At 44.8% G+C, this 26,532-nt stretch carries 20 protein-coding genes; 18 read left to right on the top strand and 2 right to left on the bottom strand.

Annotated features, from left to right (window positions below; genetic code table 11):
- The first annotated feature begins 355 nt into the window (after window positions 1-355).
- Window positions 356-1,615: an FAD-binding protein gene (locus tag ASG85_RS09890; protein WP_057305610.1), complete on the top strand. Its 1,260-nt coding sequence runs from the start codon at window positions 356-358 to the stop codon at window positions 1,613-1,615.
- 164 nt (window positions 1,616-1,779) lie between these two features.
- On the opposite strand, the gene nagA is transcribed toward ASG85_RS09890, so the two are convergent.
- Window positions 1,780-2,925, bottom strand: a complete 1,146-nt coding sequence (nagA, locus tag ASG85_RS09885; RefSeq protein ID WP_057305609.1) for an N-acetylglucosamine-6-phosphate deacetylase — start codon at window positions 2,923-2,925, stop codon at window positions 1,780-1,782.
- Window positions 2,915-3,712 carry a DeoR/GlpR family DNA-binding transcription regulator gene (locus ASG85_RS09880; protein WP_060646108.1) on the bottom strand — a complete coding sequence of 266 codons (798 nt, stop codon included), beginning with the start codon at window positions 3,710-3,712 and terminating at the stop codon, window positions 2,915-2,917. The genes nagA and ASG85_RS09880 overlap by 11 nt, the downstream gene beginning before the upstream one ends.
- 195 nt (window positions 3,713-3,907) lie before the next feature.
- On the opposite strand from ASG85_RS09880, the gene ASG85_RS09875 reads away from it, so the two are divergent.
- The 17 genes from ASG85_RS09875 (at window position 3,908) to ASG85_RS09800 (ending at window position 26,526) form a co-directional block, all read left to right on the top strand.
- Complete coding sequence (locus ASG85_RS09875; protein ID WP_057305607.1) at window positions 3,908-5,161, top strand: MFS transporter; 1,254 nt, start codon at window positions 3,908-3,910, stop codon at window positions 5,159-5,161.
- 206 nt (window positions 5,162-5,367) lie between these two features.
- On the top strand, window positions 5,368-5,841 hold the full coding sequence (locus ASG85_RS09870) for a pentapeptide repeat-containing protein (RefSeq protein ID WP_057305606.1): 474 nt from the start codon (window positions 5,368-5,370) through the stop codon (window positions 5,839-5,841).
- A gap of 128 nt (window positions 5,842-5,969) precedes the next feature.
- On the top strand, window positions 5,970-8,231 hold the full coding sequence (locus tag ASG85_RS09865) for a helix-turn-helix domain-containing protein (protein ID WP_057305605.1): 2,262 nt from the start codon (window positions 5,970-5,972) through the stop codon (window positions 8,229-8,231).
- A 297-nt stretch (window positions 8,232-8,528) separates the two neighbouring features.
- Entirely contained in the window at window positions 8,529-10,160 is a 1,632-nt protein-coding gene (locus ASG85_RS09860) for an extracellular solute-binding protein (RefSeq protein WP_060646107.1), read from the top strand.
- Between the two features lie 177 nt (window positions 10,161-10,337).
- The gene (locus ASG85_RS09855; protein WP_060646149.1) at window positions 10,338-11,195 is read left to right on the top strand and encodes an ABC transporter permease; all 858 of its coding nucleotides are present in this window, start codon (window positions 10,338-10,340) and stop codon (window positions 11,193-11,195) included.
- 25 nt (window positions 11,196-11,220) lie between these two features.
- On the top strand, window positions 11,221-12,111 hold the full coding sequence (locus ASG85_RS09850; RefSeq protein ID WP_057305603.1) for a carbohydrate ABC transporter permease: 891 nt from the start codon (window positions 11,221-11,223) through the stop codon (window positions 12,109-12,111).
- 109 nt (window positions 12,112-12,220) lie between these two features.
- Window positions 12,221-12,328, top strand: coding sequence for a sporulation protein YjcZ (locus ASG85_RS36890; RefSeq protein ID WP_082562404.1), 108 nt, complete (start codon window positions 12,221-12,223; stop codon window positions 12,326-12,328).
- 414 nt (window positions 12,329-12,742) lie between these two features.
- Window positions 12,743-13,693, top strand: coding sequence for an aldo/keto reductase (locus tag ASG85_RS09845; protein WP_057305602.1), 951 nt, complete (start codon window positions 12,743-12,745; stop codon window positions 13,691-13,693).
- A 12-nt stretch (window positions 13,694-13,705) separates the two neighbouring features.
- On the top strand, window positions 13,706-14,467 hold the full coding sequence (locus ASG85_RS09840) for an SDR family NAD(P)-dependent oxidoreductase (protein ID WP_057305601.1): 762 nt from the start codon (window positions 13,706-13,708) through the stop codon (window positions 14,465-14,467).
- Window positions 14,468-14,614: 147 nt separating this feature from the next.
- Window positions 14,615-15,460 carry an AraC family transcriptional regulator gene (locus tag ASG85_RS09835; protein ID WP_057305600.1) on the top strand — a complete coding sequence of 282 codons (846 nt, stop codon included), beginning with the start codon at window positions 14,615-14,617 and terminating at the stop codon, window positions 15,458-15,460.
- Window positions 15,461-15,631: 171 nt separating this feature from the next.
- On the top strand, window positions 15,632-17,419 hold the full coding sequence (locus ASG85_RS09830) for a family 43 glycosylhydrolase (RefSeq protein ID WP_057305599.1): 1,788 nt from the start codon (window positions 15,632-15,634) through the stop codon (window positions 17,417-17,419).
- A gap of 84 nt (window positions 17,420-17,503) precedes the next feature.
- Complete coding sequence (locus tag ASG85_RS09825; protein WP_057305598.1) at window positions 17,504-19,282, top strand: sensor histidine kinase; 1,779 nt, start codon at window positions 17,504-17,506, stop codon at window positions 19,280-19,282.
- A gap of 3 nt (window positions 19,283-19,285) precedes the next feature.
- Window positions 19,286-20,890, top strand: coding sequence for a response regulator transcription factor (locus tag ASG85_RS09820; RefSeq protein ID WP_057305597.1), 1,605 nt, complete (start codon window positions 19,286-19,288; stop codon window positions 20,888-20,890).
- Window positions 20,891-21,006: 116 nt separating this feature from the next.
- Window positions 21,007-22,596, top strand: a complete 1,590-nt coding sequence (locus ASG85_RS09815) for an extracellular solute-binding protein (RefSeq protein ID WP_057305596.1) — start codon at window positions 21,007-21,009, stop codon at window positions 22,594-22,596.
- A 28-nt stretch (window positions 22,597-22,624) separates the two neighbouring features.
- Entirely contained in the window at window positions 22,625-23,581 is a 957-nt protein-coding gene (locus tag ASG85_RS09810; protein WP_057305595.1) for an ABC transporter permease, read from the top strand.
- A 14-nt stretch (window positions 23,582-23,595) separates the two neighbouring features.
- Window positions 23,596-24,489, top strand: a complete 894-nt coding sequence (locus ASG85_RS09805) for a carbohydrate ABC transporter permease (RefSeq protein ID WP_057305594.1) — start codon at window positions 23,596-23,598, stop codon at window positions 24,487-24,489.
- Between the two features lie 24 nt (window positions 24,490-24,513).
- The gene (locus tag ASG85_RS09800) at window positions 24,514-26,526 is read left to right on the top strand and encodes an alpha-L-arabinofuranosidase C-terminal domain-containing protein (RefSeq protein WP_060646148.1); all 2,013 of its coding nucleotides are present in this window, start codon (window positions 24,514-24,516) and stop codon (window positions 26,524-26,526) included.
- Window positions 26,527-26,532: the final 6 nt, after the last annotated feature.

Below are 26,532 nucleotides of genomic sequence, written 5' to 3'. Positions count from 1 at the left end.
TAATCCGAAGGTCGTGAACTATAGTTGAATGAAAACCCAGAAACGAGGCTGCCGATTTGATCGGTGGCCTTCATTGCGTTAACGGGCAGGATAGTTTAACAAAATGTGGAATTATATGAAGAGTATAATCGCTTCGTGAGATGGTCCTATTCAAACATTTTCAAACACAACTCACTGAACTTACGAGGAATTATAGCTCAATAAACACGAATAGGATAAGGCAGCCGACATCCCGGCAGTCTTTGCTCACCCTATAGCAGGAATATTCAGTATTGTTTTGAATTAATTATCTATTGAATTACATGGTCAAGAAATATTTTATCAATTAAAAATACTTTCGAAGGCGAGTGAAGATATGAAAAATATTTGGAATTGGGCTGGCAACTACAAGTATAGTGCCTCTGAACTCCATACTCCCACAAGTGTGGAGCAAGTACAGGAATTTGTGGTTCGCAGTAAGCAAATAAAGGTGCTTGGCACACGGCACTCGTTTAATAGCATCGCCGATTGTACCGAAATCCTTCTTTCGCTTCAGAACCTTAACCGTGTGGTAGCCTTAGATACTCTAAAAAATAAGGTAACTGTTGAAGCAGGAATCCGGTATGGAGAGCTATGTGAACATCTTCATAACCATGGCTATGCGCTTCACAATTTGGCGTCGCTGCCGCACATAACCGTTGCTGGTGCATGCGCTACGGCAACACATGGTTCTGGTGATCGAAATGGCAATCTTGCTACAGTGGTCGATTCAATGGAAGTTGTTCAGGCGAATGGGGACAAGGCTGTATTCTCTCGCGAGCAACAAGACATCGCAGGTTCAATTGTTGGGCTTGGAGGATTGGGGGTAGTCACTAAAATTACACTGGATGTGATCCCAACATTTCAGATGAGTCAGCATGTTTACGATAATTTGTCACTAGTGCAACTTAATGAGCACTTTGACGATATTTTTTCCAGTGCTTACAGTGTTAGTCTATTCACCGATTGGAAGAATCCGAATTTCAATCAAGTCTGGATAAAGCGGAAGCTGACGGATCAAGTCTCTGATCAAGTGGCCCCTGAGTTTTTCGACGCGCAATTAGCAACTTCACCACGGCATCCAGTGCCTGGACATACAGCGGAGAATTGCAGCGAGCAGATGGGCATCGCGGGACCATGGCACGAGAGATTGCCGCACTTTCGTATGGATTTCACTCCGAGTGCTGGAGAGGAACTGCAAAGCGAGTATTTCGTGCCGCGACAAGATGCCTGTCAGGCATTGAATGCGCTTAATGGCATACGGGAGCATATCTCGCCATACCTTTATGTTTCTGAAGTTCGTACCATTGCCAAAGATAATTTGTGGATGAGCCCTAATTACAATCAGGATTCAGTTGCTATTCATTTTACGTGGAAACCGAATTGGGAGGCAGTCAAGCAAGTGCTGCCGATGATCGAAAAGCAACTTGCGCCTTTCCGGGCTCGTCCGCATTGGGGGAAGCTGTTTACCATGCAGCCCGATCAGTTAAAGCCACTCTATGAGAAGCTGCCAGACTTCCGACAACTGATGCTTCAGTGTGATCCACACGGAAAGTTTCGTAACGACTTTTTGAATAAATATTTGATGGAAAAATAGATTACGCATGACATTTCGATTGCTCAATAGGCGAATCAGATTGTGCGGTTTCGTGATGGACGGTTGAATGAAGTTTTCTAGTGTTTATAAGACCGGAACTCCTTGGGAAATAAAGGGTTCCGGTTTGTTTTATTTTTTTGCGGTGGATCAACTTTAAAATTCAGCTAGATGATATCACCCTTAATCATTGTCCATTGCACTTGGAATTGTTCATTTAACAAGACAAGATCAGCGTCAAGTCCCGTGGAGATTCGGCCTAGAGTATCAATGCTTAATATTCGTGCAGGTGTGGTTGAAGCCATTTGAACCGCGTCTTTTAAAGAAATGCCGGTTTCAACGGTTAGACGCAGTGCCTCATTCATCGTAACCGTACTGGAGGCTAAAGTCCCATCCTCTAGTCGAGCTACACCGTCGGAAACCGTAACATGATGGCCACCAAACATATAATTCCCATCACCTAGTCCCATGGCTTGTAAAGCATCTGTGATAAGTATCATGCCATTGGGTCCTTTCAGACGATGCATCATTCGAACGATCGCAGGATGCAAATGAATGCCATCCACAATCGCTTGGAGGCTTACATGTTCTTCTTCAAAAGCGGCTACAACCAGACCGGGATCACGATGATGAATCGGTCGCATGCCATTGAAACAATGCGTTACGTGACTCGCTCCGGCTTCAAAGGCTTGCTTTGCTTCCTCGTATGTGGCATCTGAATGCGCAACGGCGATTATGACGCCCTTTTCTTTCAGAAAAGAGATGAGCTCCATCCCGCCAGGTAATTCTGGGGCTATTGTAACCATCTTAATCAGTCCATCTGCTTCGTTAAAAATTTCTTTCATTTCAGTAAGATTCGGATGTCGTAAAAACCGTTCATTTTGCATACCTTTACGCTTCGGATTCAGATAAGGACCCTCTAGATGAAGACCGGCAATTTTGGCCCCGACTTCATGCCCGATGACACGTTTCACACTGCGAATCATGGCTAGTAATTCTTCAATTGTAGAGCTAACAGAGGTAACCAGAAACGAGGTGCAGCCCGTTTTAGCACAAGCCCGCGAAACCTCTTGAATACTGGCCTCACTGCCATCCATCATATCGAACCCGTTAGCACCGTGGATATGCACATCGATCATTCCAGGTATCAATAAATGTCCTTGGCCATCCATAAGTTCATATTCGCCCTCGGGAAGAGAAGAAAGACCACTTTCTAACTTTTCAATAATTCCGTTTCTTATCCAAAGTGCGGCAGGTAGAACAAGGTCGTCTGGTCGAATCACATTTACGTTGTGCAAAATTTTAAGACTCATCTTTGATATCCTCCTCGTATTTGTCTTTTTCCTCACATTGAATAATCGCTATATTCTTATTATGGAGTACTTCTCTTATTTCGTTAGGCACCTCTTGATCGGTAACCAAAATATCCACAAAGTCAAAATCTAAACGATAAACCGATTTGCTTGTAAACTTCGTGAAATCAGCTACAACGATTACCTGATCCGATCTGCGGGCCATCTCTTTTTTTACAGAAACATCATCTTCGTATGGGAAGTAAAGCCCATCAGTTTGTATAGCTGTAGCTCCGATAAATGCCTTATCAGCTCTCAATTCTCTTAGCTTATCGATGACGGAGGGACCATATAATAACCGATTTTTGGTATGTAAATAACCGCCGAGCACATAAACTTGCAGATCCTCCCGACCTGAGAGAATCCCTACAATGTCTATGGAGTGTGTGATTGCCGTAATATTGTTAGCAGAAATTTGTTCTGCTACAGACTGTACCGTTGTTGATACGTCTAAAATGACTGTTTCCCGATCTTGAATTAGTTTAGCTGCTATCTTCCCAATTTTTCTTTTACTGTCTGTTTCGTCAATTAACCGTTCCTGATAGGTGGCTATTTCCTTCTTCAATTGAGGCAAAGCGACGCCTCCATGTGTACGAATAACGACCCCTTCTTGCACTAATTTAACAATATCTCTTCGGGCTGTATCCCTTGATACATCTAGAAGAGAGCAGATATCCATAACACTCATCGCATGATGTTCATTAATATAGTCGAGTATTTTTAGCAATCGTTCTTCTTGGTACATCATTATCACCTCATATAAGTAAGCTTATCATTAAATATAAGTATTTTGAAGTAAAATTTAAGTATATTTAAGTATTTGAGAAGAATTCTATCTTGTTACTTTGATTGAGAAAATAAGTCATTTCATTATAGGATTGAAACGGATGACGCCGCCATGTAAGATAAAGCACATACTTGTAGCAAGAGGAAAGGTACATCTATGTGGACTTATACCGTAAATCTAGTTCGTGATTTATCTCCCGGCGTGAAGCGGTTCATCGCAACCGAAAGCTTGTTTGGCATCGGAGTGGGCATCTTCAGCCTCATCCTGAATTTACATCTCTTGGACCTTGGCTTTTCCAAAGGTGACATCGGTAGAATAACGTCGCTTGGGGCATTGACAATTGGCCTGGCCAGTCTGCCGGCAGGTTTCATTGTGAAGAGCGTTGGGCGCAAAACAATGCTCGTCACCGGCATGCTCATGGCATTCCTGTCGCTCGCGCTATTCGGCTTTGGAACCAGCCTTGGCGCGGTTACCGCCGCGCAGCTCATCTGGTCGCTCGGCATTACAGCGATCGTGAACTCTGAAATTCAGTTAATCTTCCAATATTGCCACAGCAAGAAAGAAGAGACGAGCGCGTATTCGTTGCTGTTCGCCGTATTCACATTGTTTACCGGCCTCGGCACATGGCTCGGCGGCTACTTGCCGGATTGGCTGCCCGGGCATACCACGTTGTACCAGTTTGCCTTCTTCATTGCCGGCGGATGCTTGGCGCTCTCAGGCATATTACGGGGATTGCTGCTTCCATCTACACATGCAAGGGTGAAAAATGCTGCGGTAACAACGGCCAGCGGCATTCAAACAGCGAAACCTTCGGACCGGCCGAAGAGAAGGCATGCGATGTATTTTCTGCTGATGCTTTCGCTGCTTATTTTCATCTCTGGCTTTACGTACGGGCTGCTTAGCCCGTTTCTGAATGTCATCCTGAAATTCAGGTTTCAGATGGAGGACGGAGGCATCTCCGGTTTGCTCGCGTTGGCCGGATTTTTCTTTTTTATCGGATCGATCGTAATGCCGTACGTCGTAGAGAGATGGGGCAGCCGGAGCACGTTCGTGTTCCTGTTTCTATATAACATGTTTGTCGTGGCGTTGATGGCGCTCGCCATGCCGGCCTTCATATTTGCCGTACTACTGCTCATTCGCGGGACGGGCTTCACGATGCTAAACAACTTGCTGGACAGTGAATGCATGTCGGCAGTCGCCGAAGAAGACCGCAACTTGTTCGCAGTCATGCGGACGGTATCGCGCAGCATCGGCAACACTATCGCCTCTTATTGGGCGGGCTACATTTTGGCAGGAAATCATTATTCGCTGCCCTTCCTTCTTACGGCGGTTGCCATACTTGCGGGGTATGCCTTTTATGCGTGGTTCGTACAGGGCATGCTGGATAAGAGACTGCAGGGACAGTCTTGACGCGGCCGCGAATGTCAGCTAATCGTAAGGAATGATCGCCACTGATGTAATGAAGAAAGCGCCTGTTCGGTTTATCCGGACAGGCTTTTGGTTGAAATGAATAAACGGGAGGATTAATTAACGAGTGAAATCTGAAACGGCAAATTACGAAAATAAAAAGGATAAATTAGCGAAAATGTGGAATATTCAAAGGGGTGTAATCCATTATGAAAGGACGTTTTACAATGGCACTTACAGAAAAGAAAGTATTGGATGCAAAAAACAGATTGGAACTGCAAGATTTAAGAAACGAAGAGATACATATGGCCTGTTTCAAAGAGGCATCTTTTAATAATATTGACATGAGAGGCACTACATTTGCGCATTCGAATTTTGTGAATTCTAAGTGGGAACATATCTATTTCTCAGATGTAACTATTAATATGATTCAGATGGGAGGAACTATATTTGAGAATATTGTTCGTCCTAAAGCTGAAAAAAGTCAGTTACTTGAAGAGCCTGGAACGGGAGGTTGGGTAAATGTCGAGCCAGTAATGTTTAAAAACAGTGATTTGAGTACCTCCATATTTGACTCATGCAATCTTACGAACGTGGAACTCAAGAATTGTAATATTGATGGGTTAAGCATAGATGGAATTTTGATTAAAGATTTATTAGATAAATACAAGAATAGGAACTAATCTATTTGTTATTTTACTTATCTAAGCCCATGGGAAGTCGGTGATCTCATCCACATTGGTTTAACCCATCATGTAACCGCTTACTTGAAATGCTGCATTTTGAGGCCAATTCCTGAAGGGGGACACTTATGAAAAAAAACAGGTTCAACCTGTTGGCCAAATTGTTAATTTCCTATATATTGGTGCTGCTGTTTCCCGTCATCGTTATTCTATTCTACTATTACCCGAATTCAACGGAAGTTGTGAAGCAAAAGGAAATGGACTGGAACGCTCATGTCACCGCACAGTTCATGAACTCGATGGATATTTTCACCCGTTATGTGTATAACCTCCCGTCGGAGCTAGTGAACAACCAGGAGATCAAGTTGTACTTGGCTGGGGACGACGATTATCAAAGAGTCGTCATTGCAAACGAAATGCGGAAATACAATGCGACGGATGCATTCATCGACAACACCTTCTTGTATGTTAAAAGCATCGGCTTTCTGTTTGCCAAGACAGGGAATGCCTTCAGTATTCACGACTTCGAGAGTCCAGGCGTCGGGTATTATTACGAAAATTGGCCGCATAAAGCCATGTTCGAGGAATTGAACAACTTGACTTCACCAACGGTACGGCCGGCCGAAAACGTCATCGTATCCGGCAATAACCGGACGCGAATGTTGACTTTCTTATCGCCGTTGCCGTTAGGCGGACTCAACTCGCCCGGTACCGTTCTCATCATGGTGAAGGAGGAAACGATTATCCGGCTGATGAAGTCGGTTTCCGAAGCTTTTACGGGTGATTTCTTTATTTTTGACTCAAAGGGAAATCGTTTGGTCGCTTCAAATGAAACCTCCTACAGTAACTCGAGTGAATTTAAAGATTTGGTGTCTAGCTTGGATGAGCGTCGGTCTGGATCAGGTATTTATCAGATCAACGGCAAATCTTTTATCGTTTCGCACGAAGTATCGGATAAAAATGCCTGGAAATATGTCACTCTGATGGCTGTGTCTGAAACGTTGCAAGATATCCGATTGATTCAGCGTAACACCGTTGTTCTTTTTATTCTGATTTTATTGCTCGAAGTGATCGTCATCTATGTGTCCATCCGTAAAAATTATCATCCGATCAAAGGTTTGGTCCATTTCGCTAAAAACCTGTTTACGCTAAGAGAGCCGAGAACCATGAACGAAATCGATACGATACGGTATGCGCTCGATCAACTTTCCTCCGCCAACAGCAGGCTGGACGAAAGGGTGAAAAGCACGCTGCCAGTCATGCGTGATAATCTGTTGTTCGAGCTGATATGCGACCGTTACCCGACATGGGATGCGTTTCAAAAGGAGGCCGATCCGTACGGAGTTTGCTTCAACTATACTCATATTACGGTTGCTGTCCTTTCTTGCGAAACAAAAGAAGGCGGCATTGAAGCGATTGCTGAGTATTGTCGGATGGAGGAGCACAGACTGCCAGAAGGATTTCAAGGGTACTTCTTCAATAGCATTTATAATCAAGAGATCGTCTTTGTTGGTTCCCACAACCCGATCTTTCAATTAAAGGTGTATCTCTGCGGTCTTCAGCAAGAGCTGCTCGAACGGACCGGCATACGTACGTTGATCGGAATTGGAGCACCGGGACAATCCCCGGAGGGGGTTCACCTCTCTTATTTGCAGGCCATTCGCGCTGCCGAGCATCTTCGGGTACGGAATCAATACTCGGTTCTTGTTTTCGACGAAATCGAAGTCCAGCAAACAAGCGCAGTTTCCTATTTTGCAGAACAACTGCAATCGCTTGAGCTGTTAATTTTAAAAAATGACTTTTCCGCAATTGAATCGGTTATGGAGCGCATCATCGCCTATATCGGGCACGACGGTACTCCGCCGCATATGGTCAGAGCTGTTTATTTGAACACGGTCATCGTCATATTCAACGGATTGCAGCGTTTCCGGCAGGGCGACCAAAGCTTGCTGCAATTGACCAGTGTCTCTTACCTTCATCGTTACACAATCGAGCAAATGATCGATATTATGCGTGAAAGCTGCTGCAAGCTTTGCGATCTCATTCGCAGCTCACAGCCAACTTCCAGGACAGCATCACAGAATGACATCCTTGCGTTCATTGAAGGAAATGGCATGCATCCTGAATTTTCGCTGCAGCTCATTGCCGATCATTTTAACATGTCGATTTCGGGCTTCAGCTATCACTTCAAGAAAACAATGGGACACAATTTCAAGGAATATATTGATCAGCTTCGTATCCAAAAATCCATCACATTACTTCGAAAATCAGATGAAACGCTGGAATTGGTCGCGCAGCAAGTCGGCTATTCGAATACGTCGAGTTTTATTCGCTCCTTTAAAAAAGTGGTCGGCATTACGCCGGGCCAATACCGGGATTCAAACAAATGAAAGGTAGCTACCCGTTGAAGACAGCGTGGTAGCCGTTTTTTTTTCGTAAAGGTTGCAACTGTTATGCGCGAAGCGGTATCAGTTGTCAACAAGACGCATTTTTTGAAGATATGCAATTTTTGAAATCTGTCTGTAAGACGTATCTGCAAGTATTCTCCATTACCAAAGTTAAGCGTTTTCAAAAAATGGGGATTCATCAAAAACTGATCGTTTACGCCTCCTCGAGTGAAGATTAAAGTTAAGGTGGAATCGGCAAGGATTGTGCATAACCAATACTTTTGAGGGGTGATGACGGCAATGCGTAAAAAGTTAGCAGTTATACTATCGTTGTTTATGGTTTCTGCCGTAGTAATGGCAGGCTGCAGCGAATCCAGCTCCAAAACTGAAGGAAATAGCAACACTGGTTCAGGAAATGCAGGTAAAAGAAGTGCCAAAGTACAATTAACGGGCATCATGGTCAAACACGCTCTAACGAAACCGCTTGCAGAAATGGAATGGCTGAAAAAAGCGGAAGAAGAAGCAGGCGTTGAAATCAAGTGGCAAGAGATTACGGCAGACTGGGGACAGAAAAAGGGTACCATGCTTGCCAGCGGTGATGTTCCGGATTTATTTGTTGGTCCTAATGTCATTACAGACGCCGATTTTGCGCAGTTTCAAGGCCTGTTCCAAGATTTATCCGATTTGGTCAACAAAAACGCTCCGAATGTGCAAATGATGTTTAATGCTAAACCCGAAACCAAAGTCATTGCCACGCAGCCTGATGGAAAAATTTACGGTTTGCCCAAATACCAACGTTTTTGGCCCGCTTCTGCTACAAGACAATTTATTAATAAAAAATGGTTGGACAATCTGGGATTAAAAATGCCGACTACGTGGGATGAATTATATAACGTGTTGGTCGCATTTAAAGAAAAAGATGCTAACGGCAACGGCGATTTGAACGATGAGATCCCCATGGACTGGCCGGGAGGTATCGGCGGATATTTCAATCCTGCAGTTCTCCTGGGGAGTGAGGGCATTACATTATCCGATGGAAGCGGCCAAGGCTATTATGTGGAAAACGGGAAAGTGAAAAACTTCCTGATCGACGATCGTTTTAAAGATTTGGTCGTATTCTTGAATAAATGCTACGCAGCCGGGTTGATTAACCCAGAAGTATTTACACACGATTACACGAAATACCAGTCGATTGCACGCGGCACCGGAGATATGGCCAAAGTCGGCTTCACATGGGGTTGGGTCGCATCGGACAGATTCGGAGATCAGGTGGCGCCGCAATATACCTCGATGTCCCCATTAAAGAGGTCCGCAGATTCTAACGCTAAACTATCTTGGAGCTATGATTACAACTCCCTTAACTTTGGAAGCAACATGGTAGTCATGTCGGCGAAAACGAAGAATAAAGACGCGGCAATGAAATTCATCAATACCTTATATGATCCTAAAGTCAGCATGCAAGTCTTGTTCGGTTCATTAGGTACGAATATTAAGGATAATGGAGATGACAGTTACAGCGTATTGCCGCCGACAGATTCCAAAATGGATCCTGGGACATGGAAATGGACGTCATCTATGGCGGATAACGGACCTATGTATATTGCTGATGCTTTAAAATTGAATCTCGGCAAAGATATGAGCGAGGTTCTCACGCAATCCGAACCGCTGAAGGGCGCTCTGAGTGTAAGTACAAAGACCGACGTCTTCCCTAACTTGTTTATCAAATATTCAACTGCGGATAATAACACATTAAGTCTGAACAACACGAACCTCATGAATTTGGCGAATCCCAAATTTGCGCAATGGGTTACGAAAGGCGGCATTGATGCCCAGTGGGATGCTTATGTGAAAGAATGCCAAAAAGCCGGTTTGCAGCAAAATATTGAGATTATGCAAAAATACTACGATAGCTTCATGAGTAAGAACAAATAAAATAGCATGATGATAGATGCTATGCTTCCTGTGCGGACGGTATAGCATCTATCTAAAAGGGAGAATGCCTGGATGAGCTCTCAAATAAGTGAAATCAGCAAAGATACTGCGGGTATCCGATTAGCTAGAAAACCTACCGTTGTAAGCACATTCAAACGCGACCATCAATTGTGGATCATGATTTTTCCGGCAATCGCTGTCATATTGATTTTTAATTATGTGCCGATGTACGGCATTCAACTCGCTTTCCGGGACTATGATTTTTCCAAGGGCCTTACGGGAGGAGCATGGCACGGATTCTACTATTTTAAACAATTTATGAACAGCTATTTGTTTGTCGATTTAATGAAAAATACGTTTACCATCAGTTTGGCGTCGATTGTTCTCGGGTTTCCTGCTCCTATTATTCTGGCATTGATACTGAATCAGATCAGAAGAAAAAAAGCAAAACAAACCTTGCAAACGACGGTGTATTTACCCCACTTTATATCGACCATTGTACTGGTTGGGATGCTAAATGTCCTATTATCGCCGGAAACCGGCATTGTTGGGCATTTGATGAAGTCCATTGGTATGGGCGATGTTAACTTGCTAGCTTCTACAAATACATTCATGCCCGTTTATGTACTTTCCGATATTTGGCAGCATTGCGGATGGAACAGCATTATTTATTTAGCTGCGCTTTCCACGGTTGATCCACAATTGTATGATTCTGCCAAAATTGATGGGGCCAGTAGATGGCAAACGATACGTTATGTGGATATACCTGCTATTGTTCCTACAATGATTATTTTGTTTATTCTCAGCATGGGGAATGTGCTTGGTACCGGCTTTGAAAAAATCTTTTTAATGCAAAATGCGTTAAATCTCCCTGTTTCCGAGGTTATTGCCACTTATGTATATAAGATTGGTATTGTATCTAATCAATTCAGTTACTCGTCGGCCATTGGTTTGTTCAATACGGTCATTAATTTTATTTTCTTGATTGCTGTGAACGCCATCTCGAAGAGATTTTCAAATATGAGTCTATGGTAATTGGATGTAGAAGGGGGGAGTGGAGTTGAGTCTATTAAGCAAGAATGGTAATGAAATCATATTCCGTCTTTTTCTATTTGTGCTATGTGTCTTGATCTTTTTAATCATTGCATATCCGTTGTACTTTATCATTATTGCATCTATTAGTGACTCTACCCTTGTTTCAACCGGTCATGTCTTATTTCTGCCGAAAGGCATCAGTCTTTTTGGATATCAGGAAATTTTTAAAGACGCCAGAATTTGGGTCGGTTATCGAAATACACTTGTATACACATTGCTCGGAACTTTTGTGAATTTGCTGTTCACTTTACCGGCAGCCTATGTGCTATCAAGGAAAGAATTTAAGGCTAGACGTCCATTAATGTTGATCTTTGTCATTACATTGTTTTTTAACGGAGGTTTAATTCCAACTTACTTATTGATAAAAGGTCTGCACTTGACAAACACGATGTGGGTTTTCATTTTGCCATTTTCCGTTAATGTGTTCAATCTCATTATTGCACGAACATTTTTTGAAACGTTGCCATCGGAATTGTATGAGGCAGCTGCCATGGACGGTTGTTCTCATTTTAAGTATTTTATCCAGGTGGCTATGCCCTTGTCCAAAGCGCTTATATCCGTTATCGGCCTTTACTACTTGGTCGCGCACTGGAATGATTTCTTCACGGCTTTAATTTATATAAGAAATAATGAGCTGCAGCCGCTGCAAATCATTTTAAGGGATATTCTTTTATCGAATCAGGTTTTTGCCAATGGAGCAGGCGTTGGCGGCGATGCGGGAGGCTACGCGCAAAGATATGCTGATCAAATCAAGTATGGTGTGATCATCGTGTCTACGCTGCCGATTTTAATCCTATATCCTTTTATACAAAAATATTTTGAAAAAGGCGTATTGATTGGCTCTATAAAAGGCTGAGCGTGGGAAGGTAGGCGTTTGCCTCCCAGAGACATACGTCCAATCAAGCACTTTGTACCGCACATATGATTATACCGTAGTGAAAATCATTTGAGGGGAATGAGTAAACATGGGAGCAGTAGGTTATGGTGATGGTTATGGTATGGGCCGCAACGTAGCATTTATTTTGGTTCTTTTTATTCTTTTGGTTATCATCACATCAGCTTTTGTAATTTAATATTCCTTCATCCAACACAACACAAAACATATGGAGAAAAATAAAGACGGTCCTATCGCGAAATAAATGCGAAAAAGGCCGTTTTTTCTTTTTGTCGAAAATCTACAATAAACGAAAACCGAACCGTGCGAGTCGGTCTGATTTATCTGGCTATTTTAAGCCTATAGTTAACTTAAAGTAACTTAGTTTAAATTTATTCACTCCTTCTCATGGCAGGAATGATTATCTATAATTGAAAATGTTAGGTGATCGGAGGTGAATGATCTTTCTCGCAGGACAAGGAATGGAACGAAGTGAAACAAAAGTCCGAGCGGGATGGAAAAATAGTTGAACGCGTCGAGCAGATTTTTATGAAACGTGCGGAATATTTTAAAGGATAGATAGGATAATGTGAAAGTAGGAGGAATTATACTCATGAAATATCGTAAACTTGGTAAGAATGGTCCAGAAATTTCAGTCATTGGCTTCGGCTCCTGGGCAATCGGCGGAGGAGGCTGGGCCAGCGCTTGGGGCAACCAAGACGATGAGCTGTCAGCTGAAAGCGTGCGAGTTGCTTTGTACAACGGGATCAATTTTTTTGACACTGCGGCCGTCTATGGTCTGGGTCATTCAGAGGAAGTTATCGGGAATGCGTTGAAGGGAGACCGTGACAAAGTGGTGTTGGCGACCAAATGCGGTCTGGTTTGGGACGAGAACAAAAACATTTCCAAGAACGGAACCTACGACTCCATCCTTCGTGAAGCGGAAGCATCCCTGCGTCGTCTCGGTACCGATTATATCGATTTGTATCAAATGCACTGGCCGGATACGGATGCGAACGCTCCGGCGGAAGAGACGATGCGTGCCATGGATAAGCTCGTACAAGATGGCAAAGTACGTTATGTAGGCGTAAGCAATTACAATGTTTCGTTATTGGAAGCGTCGCTTTCCGTAAGACATGTTGATTCTCTTCAGCCGCCGTATTCCATCCTGAGGCCTGCCGTTGAGAAGGAGATTTTGCCATTCTGTCTGGAGAAAGGAATCGGCGTCGTTGCCTACAGCCCGCTAACTTCAGGTCTCTTGTCAGGAAATTATACCTACGACACCAAATTCTCAGATGACGATTGGCGCTCCCGCAACGCTGCACATACCGGGGAGGGTTTGAGGAAAAACGTGGAACGCGTAGAGAAGCTGAAAGTTATCGCGAGCCGGTACGGCATGACCATGCCTCAGCTTGCTATCGCATATGATCTCGCCCATCCGGCTTTGACCAGCGCTCTTGTAGGCGTTCGCAAGCCGAGTCACATCTTAAGTGTACTGCCGGCCATCGATCTGACTTTGGATGAGGCTACACTTGCAGAAATTCGCAAAATAGCGGTTGAATAAAGGAGAGTCTTTATGAACATTGATTTGAGAGGTCAAACAGCGCTGATTACCGGGGCTTCGGGACAGCTTGGACGTGTCATGGCCCGAACATTGGCTCTATGTGGGGCGGATATTGTCATTCACTATAATCAGAATGAGTTGAAGGCGGCCGAGTTACAGGCCGAGATCGAAGGGATCGGGCGCCGTGCTGTTACTGTTCAAGCTGATGTGACCAAAGCGGATGAAGTCACTGCGCTGAAGGAGCGCGCGCTCGGACTTACGGGGGCTGTAGATATTGTCGTTGCAAATGCCGTTGTACAGTACGAATGGACATCGGTACTCGATCAGCCGATAGAAGACTATATCAGCCAGTTTGAATCGTGCGTTATACAAAGTGTACTGCTCGCAAAGGCATTCTTACCAGACATGGTGAAACGCAAAAAGGGCAGGGTTATCGGTATTAATACAGAATGCTCCATGCAAAATTTCCCTTCCCAATCCGCTTATGTGAGCGGCAAACGGGGGATGGACGGGTTGTACCGGGTACTGGCAAAGGAAGTCGGCGAACATCAAGTGACTGTTAACCAAGTGGCACCAGGCTGGACGATCAGCGATAAGGATCGGGAAAACCTTACGGAACGCCAAGAGTCGTATGAAAGCCACGTACCGTTGAAACGCCGTGGCACCGATCAGGAAATCGCCAATGTGGTAGCGTTTCTGGCATCTGATTTGGCGAGTTTTATTACGGGAGCATTTATCCCCGTGAATGGCGGCAACGTAATGCCGACGATATGAAACTGGGAGCTATATCGATGTTAGGGATATGGCAGTAGCCTGTATGCCCTAAGGCTCTTTCTTCCATCTCACTCCATGTCTCAATACTTGAAATTGTGCTAAAATATAGTCATGGGAACTAGGAACCAAGATGTTAAGAGAGGTCCAATGACGATGATAAATAAACCCGGCAAGCATGGGCCCGTATATCACCTGCCTCCGTTAGGAGAGCCTCCACCTCTGAGCGTCCAGTTCTTAGGGGTTAATTACTGTGATACGGATTACCGCAATATTCGAAAGATTGCACAAATTACCGTTTTCGGTTTCGTACTATCAGGGCAAGGCAGTGTTCAGGTCGGTCCCCAAGCCTATATGGCTCGTCAGGGAGACATGTTCATCCTACCTGCAGGCTATTACCATGAAGTTGCCTCAGACCTAGACCACAAGGAGCAATGGAGTTATATATGGCTAAACATTAGCGGAAGCTGGATTCTGAAGATGCTTGAAGCCTACCAACTGCTTTCACATGTCGTGACGCCCAGAAGCGGATTGGAGTACTTGTTTAAAGAGGCTATTGAAAGCGCTAAACAAAAATCAGTAGAAGAAATGCAAAGTGAGCTGCAGATCATCCTTATGCGAATCATTGTCAGCCTCTCTGAAACTTTACGTAAAAGAGGGGAAGCGTTAACATCAACGGTTCAAGTGATAAAGCAATTTTTGGATAACAGTATCCTTCATCCTTTCGACCCGACCCAGCTCTCTTCACAAATGGGCATTTCCAATAAGCAGATAAATCGCTTGTTTAAAAGAGAAATAGGAACTACCATCTATAACTATGTCATCTCCAAAAAGATAGAATCCGCTAAACTGATGCTGCTCGACACACATCTGACCATAAGCGATATTGGTTATAAGCTTGGATATGTCGATCCGCATTATTTTTCGAACCTGTTCCAAAGCAAAACCGGAGTTAGACCAAGCGCCTTTCGAAAGCAATTTATTAAAATTCAATAGACATGCCGCGAATTGTTCAGGAATTGCGAATGATTCTTCACGGCATGTTTTTGTTTTATGAAAAAGTAAAGGACGTCCATAATCCTCACCCGATGAACCGCTTATTCTATTAAAAAGTTGTACAGACCACGGTATACTTAATTCAGATTATTTTATGAAGGGAAAAATACAATGCACAGTGATTTTATTATACAGCCACCTCATCCTGAAACGGAATGGTCCGCCTGTACAGGCTATTCTGAATCTGCAGTAATGATAGAACGAATTTTGGATGTCTCCCTAAAAGATGCCAGTATTTGCACAGGGCCGGATCATATGTACTATATGACCGGAGCGACAGAAGGCTCAAGCTTGCAGGTATGGACGTCCACAGACTTAAAATCATGGACGGGGCCAGCCGCCGTATGGAGCTTAGAGCAAGAGGGAACGTGGCAAAAGGAGAGTGAGGGCTCCTCTGGTATTTGTGCACCGGAAATCCACTATGTAAAGGGAACGTTCTGGATCACATATGGGTTGAAACAAGGCGGCACTGGTTTGCTCAAAAGCTTGTCCGCCTCCGTCATGGGTCCTTACCAGGATATGGGGAAGATAACAGATGACGGGCAGGATGCCTCTTTATTTGAGGATGAAGACGGAGTTGTTTATTGGATTTACAGCAATGGCAAAATTGCCAAAATGAAAGAGGACATGACCGGTCTTGAGGAACTTCCCCGGATGGTAGAAGTGCAGCCTTGGAAGGTCGCGGGGCGGGAGGATCATCCATCGTACTTACGGAACCTTCAGGTAGGAAGTTACGGGGCTTTTTTATATAAACGGGCTGGGTACTACTATATGTTCTGTGCAGATGCGTTTGAGAGGATGGGCAGCGATGCTGTAGATACCTTTGTAGCGGTGAGCCAATCGATCTATGGTCCCTACAGCCGACGGTATTTGGCACTTCCCCATGGCGGACAAGTCACTTTATTTGATGGACCGGACAATCAGCTGTATGCGTCCTTTGCAGGCTGCGGCAGCTATTCACCGGTTGAGCATTACCCTTCTGTTGTCCCCATGTCCATTGCAGGCCCGGGATTCATAAGGCCGATGGAGGGAACGGTGCTGGAGAAGGGAGCCGTGGGAAGTCTTAAACCTGTAGGGGAGTTCCTGATTCGGGATCCTCATATTAGCAAAGGACCGGATGGGACGTATTATTTGACGGGGACAACAGATAAGCCGCATCGTAATTTTTGGGACCGGAATAACCAACTTCACTTGTGGAGCTCAAATGATCTGAAGGAATGGAACCATGTGGCCAAAGTATGGGATTTATCCGAAAATGGGACATGGGAGAACAACATTTATGAAAATCCTTGTCTCTGGGCCCCGGAGATGATCTATTTGCACGGAACATTCTGGATCACTTATTCGCTAAAAGGCGGAGGCACCGGGTTGATTAAAAGTGTATCTGGACATGCAGAAGGACCGTATATCGATATGGGTCGCATGACGAATACGGATATTGACTCCAGCCTGTACCAGGATGATGATGGTCAAGTGTATTTTGTTTGGCAGGATGGTAAAATCGCCAAGATGAAGAAGGATATGACAGGCTTTGCGGAGGACCCCCGCAAGCTGCTGTGCTCGGATGGACAGCGCGTTGGCTATGAGGGTGCATTCATCGTGAAGTACAAAGGGAAGTACATTCTTGGTGCGGCGGAGTGGAATGGGGATAAACGCGTGGACGGAACGTATGATTTGATGTATGCCGTTGCTGAAGATTTGTACGGCCCTTATACTCCAAGACGGTTGGCGGTACCTCACGGAGGCCACGGAACGATGTTTATCGATAAAGACGGCAGACTCATGTCTACATTTTTTGGTAATGATCGAACCGCTCCATTTCGGACCCGTGTGGGAATTGTCCTGCTGGGGGCCGAAGAGGATGGGGAGGGGCTATGCATTGCACCTTGTTGTGAGTAATATTAAGACATGAATCAAGCTCCTGATCGGGCCGGATTCATGTTTTTTTCTACTATTCGTGAAATGGAAAGGAGCTGCCGGTCCATGAAGTTTTTCTCCGTAAAAAAGTTGGTTTCACCTACGGTAAGCATCCAGGGGAAAATCTTTGTCGCATTCAGTCTGGTTACTCTGATTGGAATCGTTGCTGTGACAAGTATTGTTTATTTGTACATGAGAGAAACGGTAAAGAAAAATGCGATTACTTCCGTTACGGAAAGCATACGCCAGGCGGACGAATCCTTAAATCTCCGATTGGAGGAAGTTAGTCGATTAAATACGGTGGTCGCTACCAATAAAACGGTGCTGGATACGCTGCTTAGCAAGACGGAGGAACCAAGCTACGAGTGGTTCCAGGAGCAAAAGCGGATCGAGGAGTTTTTATCCGCATTGATTGCCTACAAGCCATATATTTCACGCGTTGCCGTCATAGGGCTGAACGAAAAGGTGTTTTTTGTCGGATCCCCATGGCTCGACAAGAACATTTTATATGCACCGATGATGGATTATTTACTTCAAAATGGCTCAGGGCATGCTTATTTTCATCAAACCGGTTTCAGTGACTCCATTGTGACCGGGCGCGAGCTCCGATATAACCGTAATTTAATCGGTATGGTGATGTTCGATCTGAATGACGAGTTCATTAAGAAAATATATGATGTCAAACCTACATCGGACAGTATGTTGTATGTGGTTGATAGGAACAATGAATTTATTTATCAACCCCAAACAAGCGTCTTTGACAAGGCGGTGATCACTTTGCTCAATCAGGAGATATCCGGTTCAGATGGTTCGGTTGAAAGGGTCATCGGACAGAAATCTTACCTGGTTATCACACGGAAATCGGATTATACGGGATGGTCCACGGTGGCACTCGTTCCTATGAAGTCTCTCTTAACTGAAACGACGCGGATCCGAAATGTATTAGCCACAGTAGCCATTGTTGTGTTTATCATTATCGTCATCGGTACTTTACAGGTTTCCTCGAGAATTACAAGAAATATTCGAAGGCTGAGATCTATGATGATGCATGTCATGGAAGGCAACATGACGCTCCCAGCTGTCGAAATTCATTCTAAGGATGAAATAGGCCAGCTCTATCAAGTTTTCAAAAGTATGGTAGAGGAATTAAAGCGTTTACTTGAGGGAATCGTGATGACTGAGAAAGAGAAGCGTGAAGCGGAGTTGGCTGTTTTGCAGGCTCAAATTCGCCCCCATTTTCTGTATAACACGCTGAATACGGTCAAGTATTTGGCCAAACTGAACGGGGTGCCGAATATTGTTGAGGTGTCGGAATCTTTAATAGAGCTCATGCGCGGTGTTTTGGGGAATACGAATGAATTTCTTTCCCTGCAGGAAGAGCTGCAGTATGTCCGCAGCTACGTCAATATTGAAAAATACAAATATGTGGAACCCATCCATGTGAAGATAGAAGTCGAAAATGAAGAGCTTTTACAGTTCAGCGTGTTGAAGTTAATGCTGCAGCCTCTTGTGGAAAATGCCATCATTCATGGGCTATCCTCCTCGGAGCACGAGGGCCTAGTATTGATTCGCATCTATGAGGAAAACAAAGAACTGAGAATCGAAGTGAGAGATAACGGCAAAGGGATGTCAAAGGAACAGATCGATGCGCTGTTTGAAGAGAATAAAGTCCAGACGAACACACGCTTCAGCGGCATGGGCGTTCGCAATGTGCACGAACGCATTGTTCGACTGTTCGGGGAGCCTTACGGCGTGTTTCTTTATAGTGAGCCAGATACCTATACCACTGTGCAGATCAGATTTCCATTGGTGCCGGGTACGGATCGAAAAGGGCAGGAGGAATGAGGAATGTTTCAGGTATTATTGGTCGATGATGAGGCGTTGGCACGAAACGATGTGAAGAGTATGTTGGATTGGGAAAAGCATGGATTCACCATAAGCGGTGAAGCACATAACGGATCTATGGCGCTTTCCATGATGGAGCAGCAACCTCCGCATATCGCAATTTTAGACGTAAGCATGCCGTTAATGAATGGGGTAGAACTGAGCCGTATGATCAAAGACCGGTTTCCCAAGGTTAAAATGATCATGCTGAGCAGTTTTGACGATTACGATTATGTTCGGACCTGCCTCATGAACGGGGCTATGGATTATTTGCTCAAGCATCGCTTGAACGCGGGAGCTCTATTGACGCTTCTAGATAAAGCGGTTCAGGAATGGCAGAGTGAAGAACGAGAGCATGAAGCTCGAAGTGCTCAAACCCAGATGATTGAACGGCTAAGTCCGGTTATTCTTCGCGACTATGTAGCTAATTTGGCTAGAGATGTACAAGAAGCCGGGGAAGCGCTGCAGTCTTATGCAAGGGACAATGATCTGTATACCAATTCCATCACTTATGGAACCGCAGCTGTACAAATCGTACCTTTTCTGTTGTTGACGGAGTCCTTTACCGATGTACAGAAAAATCGGTTTGTTCAGCAGGCCACGGAAGTCATGCAAATGGCAATTGGCGACATTCAGAAGCGGACGGTAGGCTATGTGGGGGAGGGACGCTTTATTGTCCTGTTTTCTTCGGAAGATCGAAGTGAACATACGGTTACAACCCAAATCAATCAAGCCACGAGCTCCCTGGCTCATTCTCTCGAGAAATTCCTTAACTTAAAATGTGTCTATGCCATAGGACCGCTATGCGGAAATTTGCGGTTGGTTGGCTCCAGCTATACCAAAGCAAACGAGGATATAAACGTCATGTTCGATCAAGGATTGAACGCATCCATCCTGAAAGACTCTCTTTTAATGGAAGAACAGAAGCAATTGCTGCTTTTTCTGGAGCGGTTTGATGGGGAAAGAATAAATCAAATCATTTCAACCATTTTTGGTGCACTGCGTAGTCAGCCAGTCTACGCTATGACAGTGCAAATCATTGTAAGCGAAATGCTTCATCTTGTTGAAAGGGCATGGAAGCGGCATTTTCCTCATTCATCCTTAGAAGATAACGGGCTCATCCCCTCGAGGAATGAGCTTGGGCGAATGGGAAGCGTTGCTGAGCTGGAGAGATGGTTGTTAAATTACTATGCACGAATTGTTGAGGCTATTAAGAAAGAGCATGCAGGAGGATCCTATTCGCGTCATATTTCGAAAGCCATACAGTTTATCGCCGATAACTATGCCTCCAACATCTCCTTGGACATTACGGCGAGTGCCCTTAATCTGAATCCTTCCTATTTAAGCAGATTGTTCAAAGAGGAAACGGCTATGACCTTCACAGAGTATTTGAACCGGGTTCGTATTAAAACGAGCTGCATGCTTATGGAATCCGGCACCTATGCGTTGAAACAGATTAGCAGTGAGGTTGGATTTTTGAGTTATACGTACTTTTTTAAAGTGTTTAAAAGCATAACAGGAATGACACCTCAGGCGTACATGGATCATCTGAAACCGTCAAAAAAGTAGAATGGAAAGTCATAAATGTTGAATCATCCCAAAGCATTAATTAACTATACTTAGATCAACCCTTAGAAAACGCTTTCTTTTAAGGGTGAAAACAACGTGATCGGAGGAACGAAAGAATGAAAAGAAATTGGGGGACGGTACTGCTTTCAACTTTAGTAGTATCCAGTATGGCACTTAGCGCCTGCAGCTCGGATACCCCGAGTAAAGAGAAAGAGGGCACAACCAAAGTAGATGATGTGAAAACTGTATCTTCAGCGGGATTTCCCATTGTGAAAGAGCCGATTAAGCTGAAAATGTTCACAAGAATTGCGCCAACCAATGGACCATTTAAGGATATGCCGGTGTTCAAGGACTTTGAAAAAATGAGCAATGTTCAAGTGGAATTTATCGAGGCACCAACGGATGGCTTTCCTGAGAAAAAGAATCTGTTGTTTGCATCGAATGAGCTTCCTGATGCCATGTATCGCTCAGGTCTTACACAATTAGAGGCAATTAAATACGGTGCTGGCGGTCAATTAATTCCACTCGAGAAGCTGATTGATTCTTACGCTCCAAACCTTAAGAAGTTAATGGAAACGTATCCAGAGATTCGTTCCGCCATAACAACACCTGAAGGCCATATTTATGCCATCCCGGGGATTGTGACCGTCAACTCCGCCAGAACCGATAAAAGATGGATGAATCAAGCATGGCTGAAGAAACTGAATCTGAAGGAACCTGAGACTACGGATGAACTGTACGAGGTGCTGAAAGCTTTCCGGGAAAAAGATCCTAACGGCAACGGCAAACAAGACGAGCTTCCGATGACTGCACGCAACGACAAATTGTCTGTCGTAACGCAAATGGCCGGATCTTTTGGATTGGATCTTCAGTTTGGTTATAACATTAACTTGGACAATGACAAGGTTAATATTTGGATGGGTAGTGATCGGAATAAGGAATTGTTGATGTATTTAAACAAGCTGTATTCGGAGAAGCTGCTGGATCAAGAGCTGTTTACACAAAAGGAAGCTCAATATCTGGCCAAGCAAGGGTCCGGAAATACCGGTTTCTTCTTTGATCAGACGAACAATCCGATGCTGGATACGAAAGTTGCAAATCAATATATGGGTATAGCCCCGGTCAAGGGACCGCATGGCGACAGAATGCAGAGCAATGCAGCTCCGGTACCGAGAGATTTTGGAGCTTTTGCCATCACCCCGGTTAACAAGTATCCGGAAGCGACGATGCGTTGGATCGATTATTTCTACAGCGACGAAGGATCCACCTTGCTTCGATTTGGTCGTAAAGGCGAGAATTATGAATTGCGAGAGGGGATTCCTTATTATACAGATGCCTTCTTGGCGACCGGCAATCAATCCAAAATCACCCCATATGCCGGAGGCGGGGCGCCGCATCTGATCAGCGAGAAGGTAGCGTCTTACATCAATCCGCTGCAGGTTCAAGAAGCTCAAAAGAAGCTGGACCCGTTCATGCCGAAAGTTAAGTTCGCACCACCTATGTTCGACGAACAAACGGCTCTAAAAATCAATATGCTGCGGAACGATATTGATAAATATTACGAGGAGCAGAGCACCAAGTTTATTGTAGGCGCGCTTAACTTCGATAAATGGGGCGAGTTCCAGGCCACTTTGAAGAAAATGAAAATTGATGAGCTGCAGCAGCTATACCAAGCCACTTATGATAACCTCAAAAAACAAAACTAAGCACCGCATACCCGCTGGAGGGCTACAGATGAAGAGTGTGGTAAATACTGTGGGCGTTGCGTCTCGATCCCGATCGAGGCGCTCCAGTCTTTATAAATCGATCGTAAGTCGATACGATCTCTACCTGATGCTGCTCATTCCTATCGTATGGTACCTTGTGTTCCATTATGGGCCATTGTATGGTTTGCAAATCGCATTTAAAAACTTCAGTCCGGCCAAGGGAATCAGCGGCAGCGCGTGGGTGGGGCTAGACCATTTCCAACGATTCATAGGATCCTATTATTTCTGGAGGCTGCTTTGGAACACCATTTCGATTAACTTGTTCTCTTTATTGTTTGCTTTTCCAATTCCTATCCTCCTGGCCTTACTCATTACGGAAATCCGTAACAAAACATTCAGCAAAATTGTGCAAAATATTACGTATACCCCTCATTTTATCTCCATCGTCGTCATGGTAGGGATGCTGATGCTGTTTTTATCTCCACGCGGAGGTCCTGTGAATTCGATTATTGCGGCATTTGGCGGAGCGCCGGTTCGATTTCTCGAATCAGCGGCCTGGTTTAAGTCGATCTTTATCGGTTCCAACATATGGCAAAATATGGGTTGGCAATCGATTATTTATATAGCAGCCCTGGCCGGAGTCAATCCGCAGCTGTATGAAGCGGCCAAAATGGACGGCGCGAGCCGGTTGCGGCGTATTTGGCACGTATCCATTCCAGGCATTCTGCCGGTCATCGTCATTTTGCTTATTCTCGATGTCGGACATTTCATGAATGTCGGTTTTGAGAAAATTTTGCTTATGCAAAATAATTTGAATTTGGAATCCAGCGATGTCATTTCTACATTTGTCTACTCGGAAGGTATTTTAAAAGGGGAATACAGCTATACAGCTGCCATTGGCTTGTTTAACTCCATCATTAACCTGGCGCTGCTGTTACTCGTGAATCGCTTTGCCCGTAAAAAGGCGGAGACAAGTTTATGGTGAGGAGGGGATAAGCAATGCAGGAGCAAACGCTCATGAAAAGGAAGTCGGATGAAAAAATATTCGATGCCGTGGTTAACGCATTGGCTATCCTTATCGTCGTAGTGGTACTGTACCCGCTAATATTTATCGTTAGTGCCTCCTTCAGTGACCCTGCGCTGGTGCTGAATGGGGAAGTGATTTTGCTGCCTAAACAGATCACTTTAGAGGCCTATCGGAATGTCTTTCAAAACGATCAAATATGGACCGGATACGGCAATACCATTCTGTATACGGCAGTAGGTACGGTCATTAATTTGGTCATGACAACATTAGCGGCCTATCCGCTGTCGAGACCTGACCTGCCAGGGCGGGGAATCATAATGTTTTTTGTTACGCTTACGATGTTTTTCAGCGGGGGTCTCATTCCGTCTTATCTCCTCGTGAAAAATTTAGGAATGGTGGATACGATGTGGGCGCTAGTCATTCCCGGCGCTATCGCCACTTATAATCTGATTGTGATGAGAACCTATTTTCAATCAAACATTCCTTGGGAGATTCAGGAAGCGGCCCATATCGACGGGTGTTCGAACTGGAAGCTGTTGACACATGTGATATTGCCGCTATCCAAACCGATCTTGGCCGTTATGATCCTTTTTTATGCGGTCGGACACTGGAACTCATTCTTTAATGCCTTGATCTACATTCGCAGCAAGGAGATGTACCCGTTACAGCTTGTGCTGCGTGAAGTGCTGATGATCAGTCAGGCGGATGCGTTGGACAGCAACGCAGGACTGGAATCCAAAATCCTGCTGGCTGAGAGTATCAAATATGTGGTGATTATTATTTCCAGCTTGCCAGTACTGCTGATGTATCCTTTTGTACAGAAGCATTTTGTGAAGGGCGTTATGATTGGATCATTAAAAGGATAATGGATGGAAGGAAGCGTTGTGTTCATGCAAGCAAGAGCTAAGATCCAGGTGAAGACGAATCAAGTCCGTAAGGACCGAATTAATCCTTACATATTCGGACATTTTGTGGAAGATATCCGTGATCATATGGATGCGATGTTGGCCTATCCGCTTGCGGATATGGATTTTGAAAGTGCAGACGTGACATACAGTGGGCTTTCCGGACGCTGGCGTCCTTATACGAACGGGAAGAGTACTCTTTATGCGCTCGAACCCGCTGCTGCGCATCATTCCGGACATAGTCAGCGGGTACGAATCTATAGCGACGATGAGGCTTATGCAGGTCTAAGCCAAGCAATTGCTGTAAAACAGGACCCGGAAGGCTATTATTTGGCTCTGTATGCACGGGCTTCTATCGAAATCAAGTATGTTGTAGCAGAGATTGTAGATAGGAAAAGTGAAGAAGTGCTTGGTTCCACGCGAATCGATGTGGTGAGCCATAATTGGAAGCACTATGAATCGCGACTGACGGTCAGTCGGTCTTGTGAGCATGCGGAGTTCCGATTATATGTACCTTTGGAGCATGAACGCTGGCTGGATCATGTATCCACGGGGATGCTTTGGTTAGATCATATTTCGCTGCTTCCTTCTGACAGTGTAGGCAATGTTCGCAAGGAAGTTATGGATATGACCAGGGACTTAAACGCCGGCATGATGCGGCTTGCCGGGAATTATATTAGTGCCTATCATTGGCAGCAAGCAATTGGCCCTGTGTATGAGCGCCCCAGTGTTATCAATGAAGCATGGGGGGGCTGGACGAATAAGTATTTTGGAACGGATGAGTTTATTAGGTTTTGCCGTGAACTGAATGTGGAGCCCCTTATTTGTGTAAACGATGGTTCGGGAACACCGAAAGAAGCGGCTGAGTGGGTTGAATATTGTAATGGCGATGCCGATACACCTATGGGAAAACTGCGGGCTGCTAACGGGTACACCGAGCCATATGGCGTGAAGTACTGGGAGATCGGCAACGAAGTTTGGGGAGCATGGCAGGTCGGGCATTGCAGCGCTGAGCAATTCGCAGAACGCTACACGCAATTTGCTCAATCTATGAAAGCAAAAGATCCAGGGATTAGGCTGCTCGCTTGCGGGAATGAGAAAATGGATTGGAACAAAACCTTGCTGGAACGAGCTGCTGAGCAGATCGATTACTTAACCTTGCATTTGTATCACGGATACAACCGTTTTGGGATGAATGCTCATACACCGAAAGAAGAGCGTTATAAGGCCATCCTCTCTTATCCAGAATGGACGAGGGAAGCCGTAAGGCAATTAAGGGAGATGTTCGGATCATCCGCCCGTTATGGTCACCTGAAATTGGCGATCACCGAATACAATACGATGTATTATCCGAATACCATCCGCAAGGGTCTTCCGAATGAACACACCTTAGAAGCAGCGGCTGCAAATGCAGCGAATTTGAATGAATATATTCGAAATAGCGATTTAATTGAAATAGGCAGCTTCTCCGACCTCGTCAACGGCTGGCTTGGCGGATGTATCCGAGTAGGGGATTTCTATGCCGATCAGTTTCGCGGTAAGTCCGCTGGCAGAAGGGAGAATTCCTTAACTGTGTATGGCACTCCAAGCTATTATGTCATGAAAATGTATGCTAACCGAGACTTGGGCTATGTGGTGGAGAGCCATACCGATTGCGGCAGCTTTCAAGTGAGTAGTCTTGTACCTGCTGCGCTCCAGCTTGATAACCTACCGAAATTGGACGTCGTGGCTTGTACGAATGTTCGTGGCGATACACTGACGATCTTTATGGTGAATCGAAGTCTAGAAGATACGCTAACTGACGTGCAGCTGGACGGATTTGCCGAATCGGGCACAGCCCGTCTGTTGGAAGTAACAGCGGATGATTACGAATGTTTCAATAGTGTGAATCATCCGGATGCGGTGGTTTGCGAAGCTCATGAATTATCAGTAATGAAATCTCAAGTGACCTGTCTGCTGAGGGCGTCATCCGTCTATGTATTAGAAATCATTCGCTAACGGGAG

Origin of the sequence: Paenibacillus sp. Soil724D2 (genome assembly GCF_001427935.1) — a bacterium.
GTDB lineage: Bacteria > Bacillota > Bacilli > Paenibacillales > NBRC-103111 > Paenibacillus_E.
This window is presented reverse-complemented; position numbering and strand designations above follow the sequence as displayed.

What these genes read in the sequence shown, in the direction of transcription:
- ASG85_RS09825 (WP_057305598.1), top strand. Translation starts at nt 17,504, where the DNA reads ATGAAGTTTTTCTCCGTAAAAAAGTTGGTTTCACCTACGGTAAGCATC.
- ASG85_RS36890 (WP_082562404.1), top strand. Translation starts at nt 12,221, where the DNA reads ATGGGAGCAGTAGGTTATGGTGATGGTTATGGTATGGGCCGCAACGTA.
- ASG85_RS09860 (WP_060646107.1), top strand. Translation starts at nt 8,529, where the DNA reads ATGCGTAAAAAGTTAGCAGTTATACTATCGTTGTTTATGGTTTCTGCC.
- ASG85_RS09800 (WP_060646148.1), top strand. Translation starts at nt 24,514, where the DNA reads ATGCAAGCAAGAGCTAAGATCCAGGTGAAGACGAATCAAGTCCGTAAG.
- ASG85_RS09890 (WP_057305610.1), top strand. Translation starts at nt 356, where the DNA reads ATGAAAAATATTTGGAATTGGGCTGGCAACTACAAGTATAGTGCCTCT.
- ASG85_RS09880 (WP_060646108.1), bottom strand. Translation starts at nt 3,712, where the DNA reads ATGATGTACCAAGAAGAACGATTGCTAAAAATACTCGACTATATTAAT.
- ASG85_RS09820 (WP_057305597.1), top strand. Translation starts at nt 19,286, where the DNA reads ATGTTTCAGGTATTATTGGTCGATGATGAGGCGTTGGCACGAAACGAT.
- nagA (WP_057305609.1), bottom strand. Translation starts at nt 2,925, where the DNA reads ATGAGTCTTAAAATTTTGCACAACGTAAATGTGATTCGACCAGACGAC.
- ASG85_RS09870 (WP_057305606.1), top strand. Translation starts at nt 5,368, where the DNA reads ATGAAAGGACGTTTTACAATGGCACTTACAGAAAAGAAAGTATTGGAT.
- ASG85_RS09815 (WP_057305596.1), top strand. Translation starts at nt 21,007, where the DNA reads ATGAAAAGAAATTGGGGGACGGTACTGCTTTCAACTTTAGTAGTATCC.
- ASG85_RS09810 (WP_057305595.1), top strand. Translation starts at nt 22,625, where the DNA reads ATGAAGAGTGTGGTAAATACTGTGGGCGTTGCGTCTCGATCCCGATCG.
- ASG85_RS09840 (WP_057305601.1), top strand. Translation starts at nt 13,706, where the DNA reads ATGAACATTGATTTGAGAGGTCAAACAGCGCTGATTACCGGGGCTTCG.
- ASG85_RS09835 (WP_057305600.1), top strand. Translation starts at nt 14,615, where the DNA reads ATGACGATGATAAATAAACCCGGCAAGCATGGGCCCGTATATCACCTG.
- ASG85_RS09845 (WP_057305602.1), top strand. Translation starts at nt 12,743, where the DNA reads ATGAAATATCGTAAACTTGGTAAGAATGGTCCAGAAATTTCAGTCATT.
- ASG85_RS09805 (WP_057305594.1), top strand. Translation starts at nt 23,596, where the DNA reads ATGCAGGAGCAAACGCTCATGAAAAGGAAGTCGGATGAAAAAATATTC.
- ASG85_RS09875 (WP_057305607.1), top strand. Translation starts at nt 3,908, where the DNA reads ATGTGGACTTATACCGTAAATCTAGTTCGTGATTTATCTCCCGGCGTG.
- ASG85_RS09865 (WP_057305605.1), top strand. Translation starts at nt 5,970, where the DNA reads ATGAAAAAAAACAGGTTCAACCTGTTGGCCAAATTGTTAATTTCCTAT.
- ASG85_RS09855 (WP_060646149.1), top strand. Translation starts at nt 10,338, where the DNA reads ATGATTTTTCCGGCAATCGCTGTCATATTGATTTTTAATTATGTGCCG.
- ASG85_RS09830 (WP_057305599.1), top strand. Translation starts at nt 15,632, where the DNA reads ATGCACAGTGATTTTATTATACAGCCACCTCATCCTGAAACGGAATGG.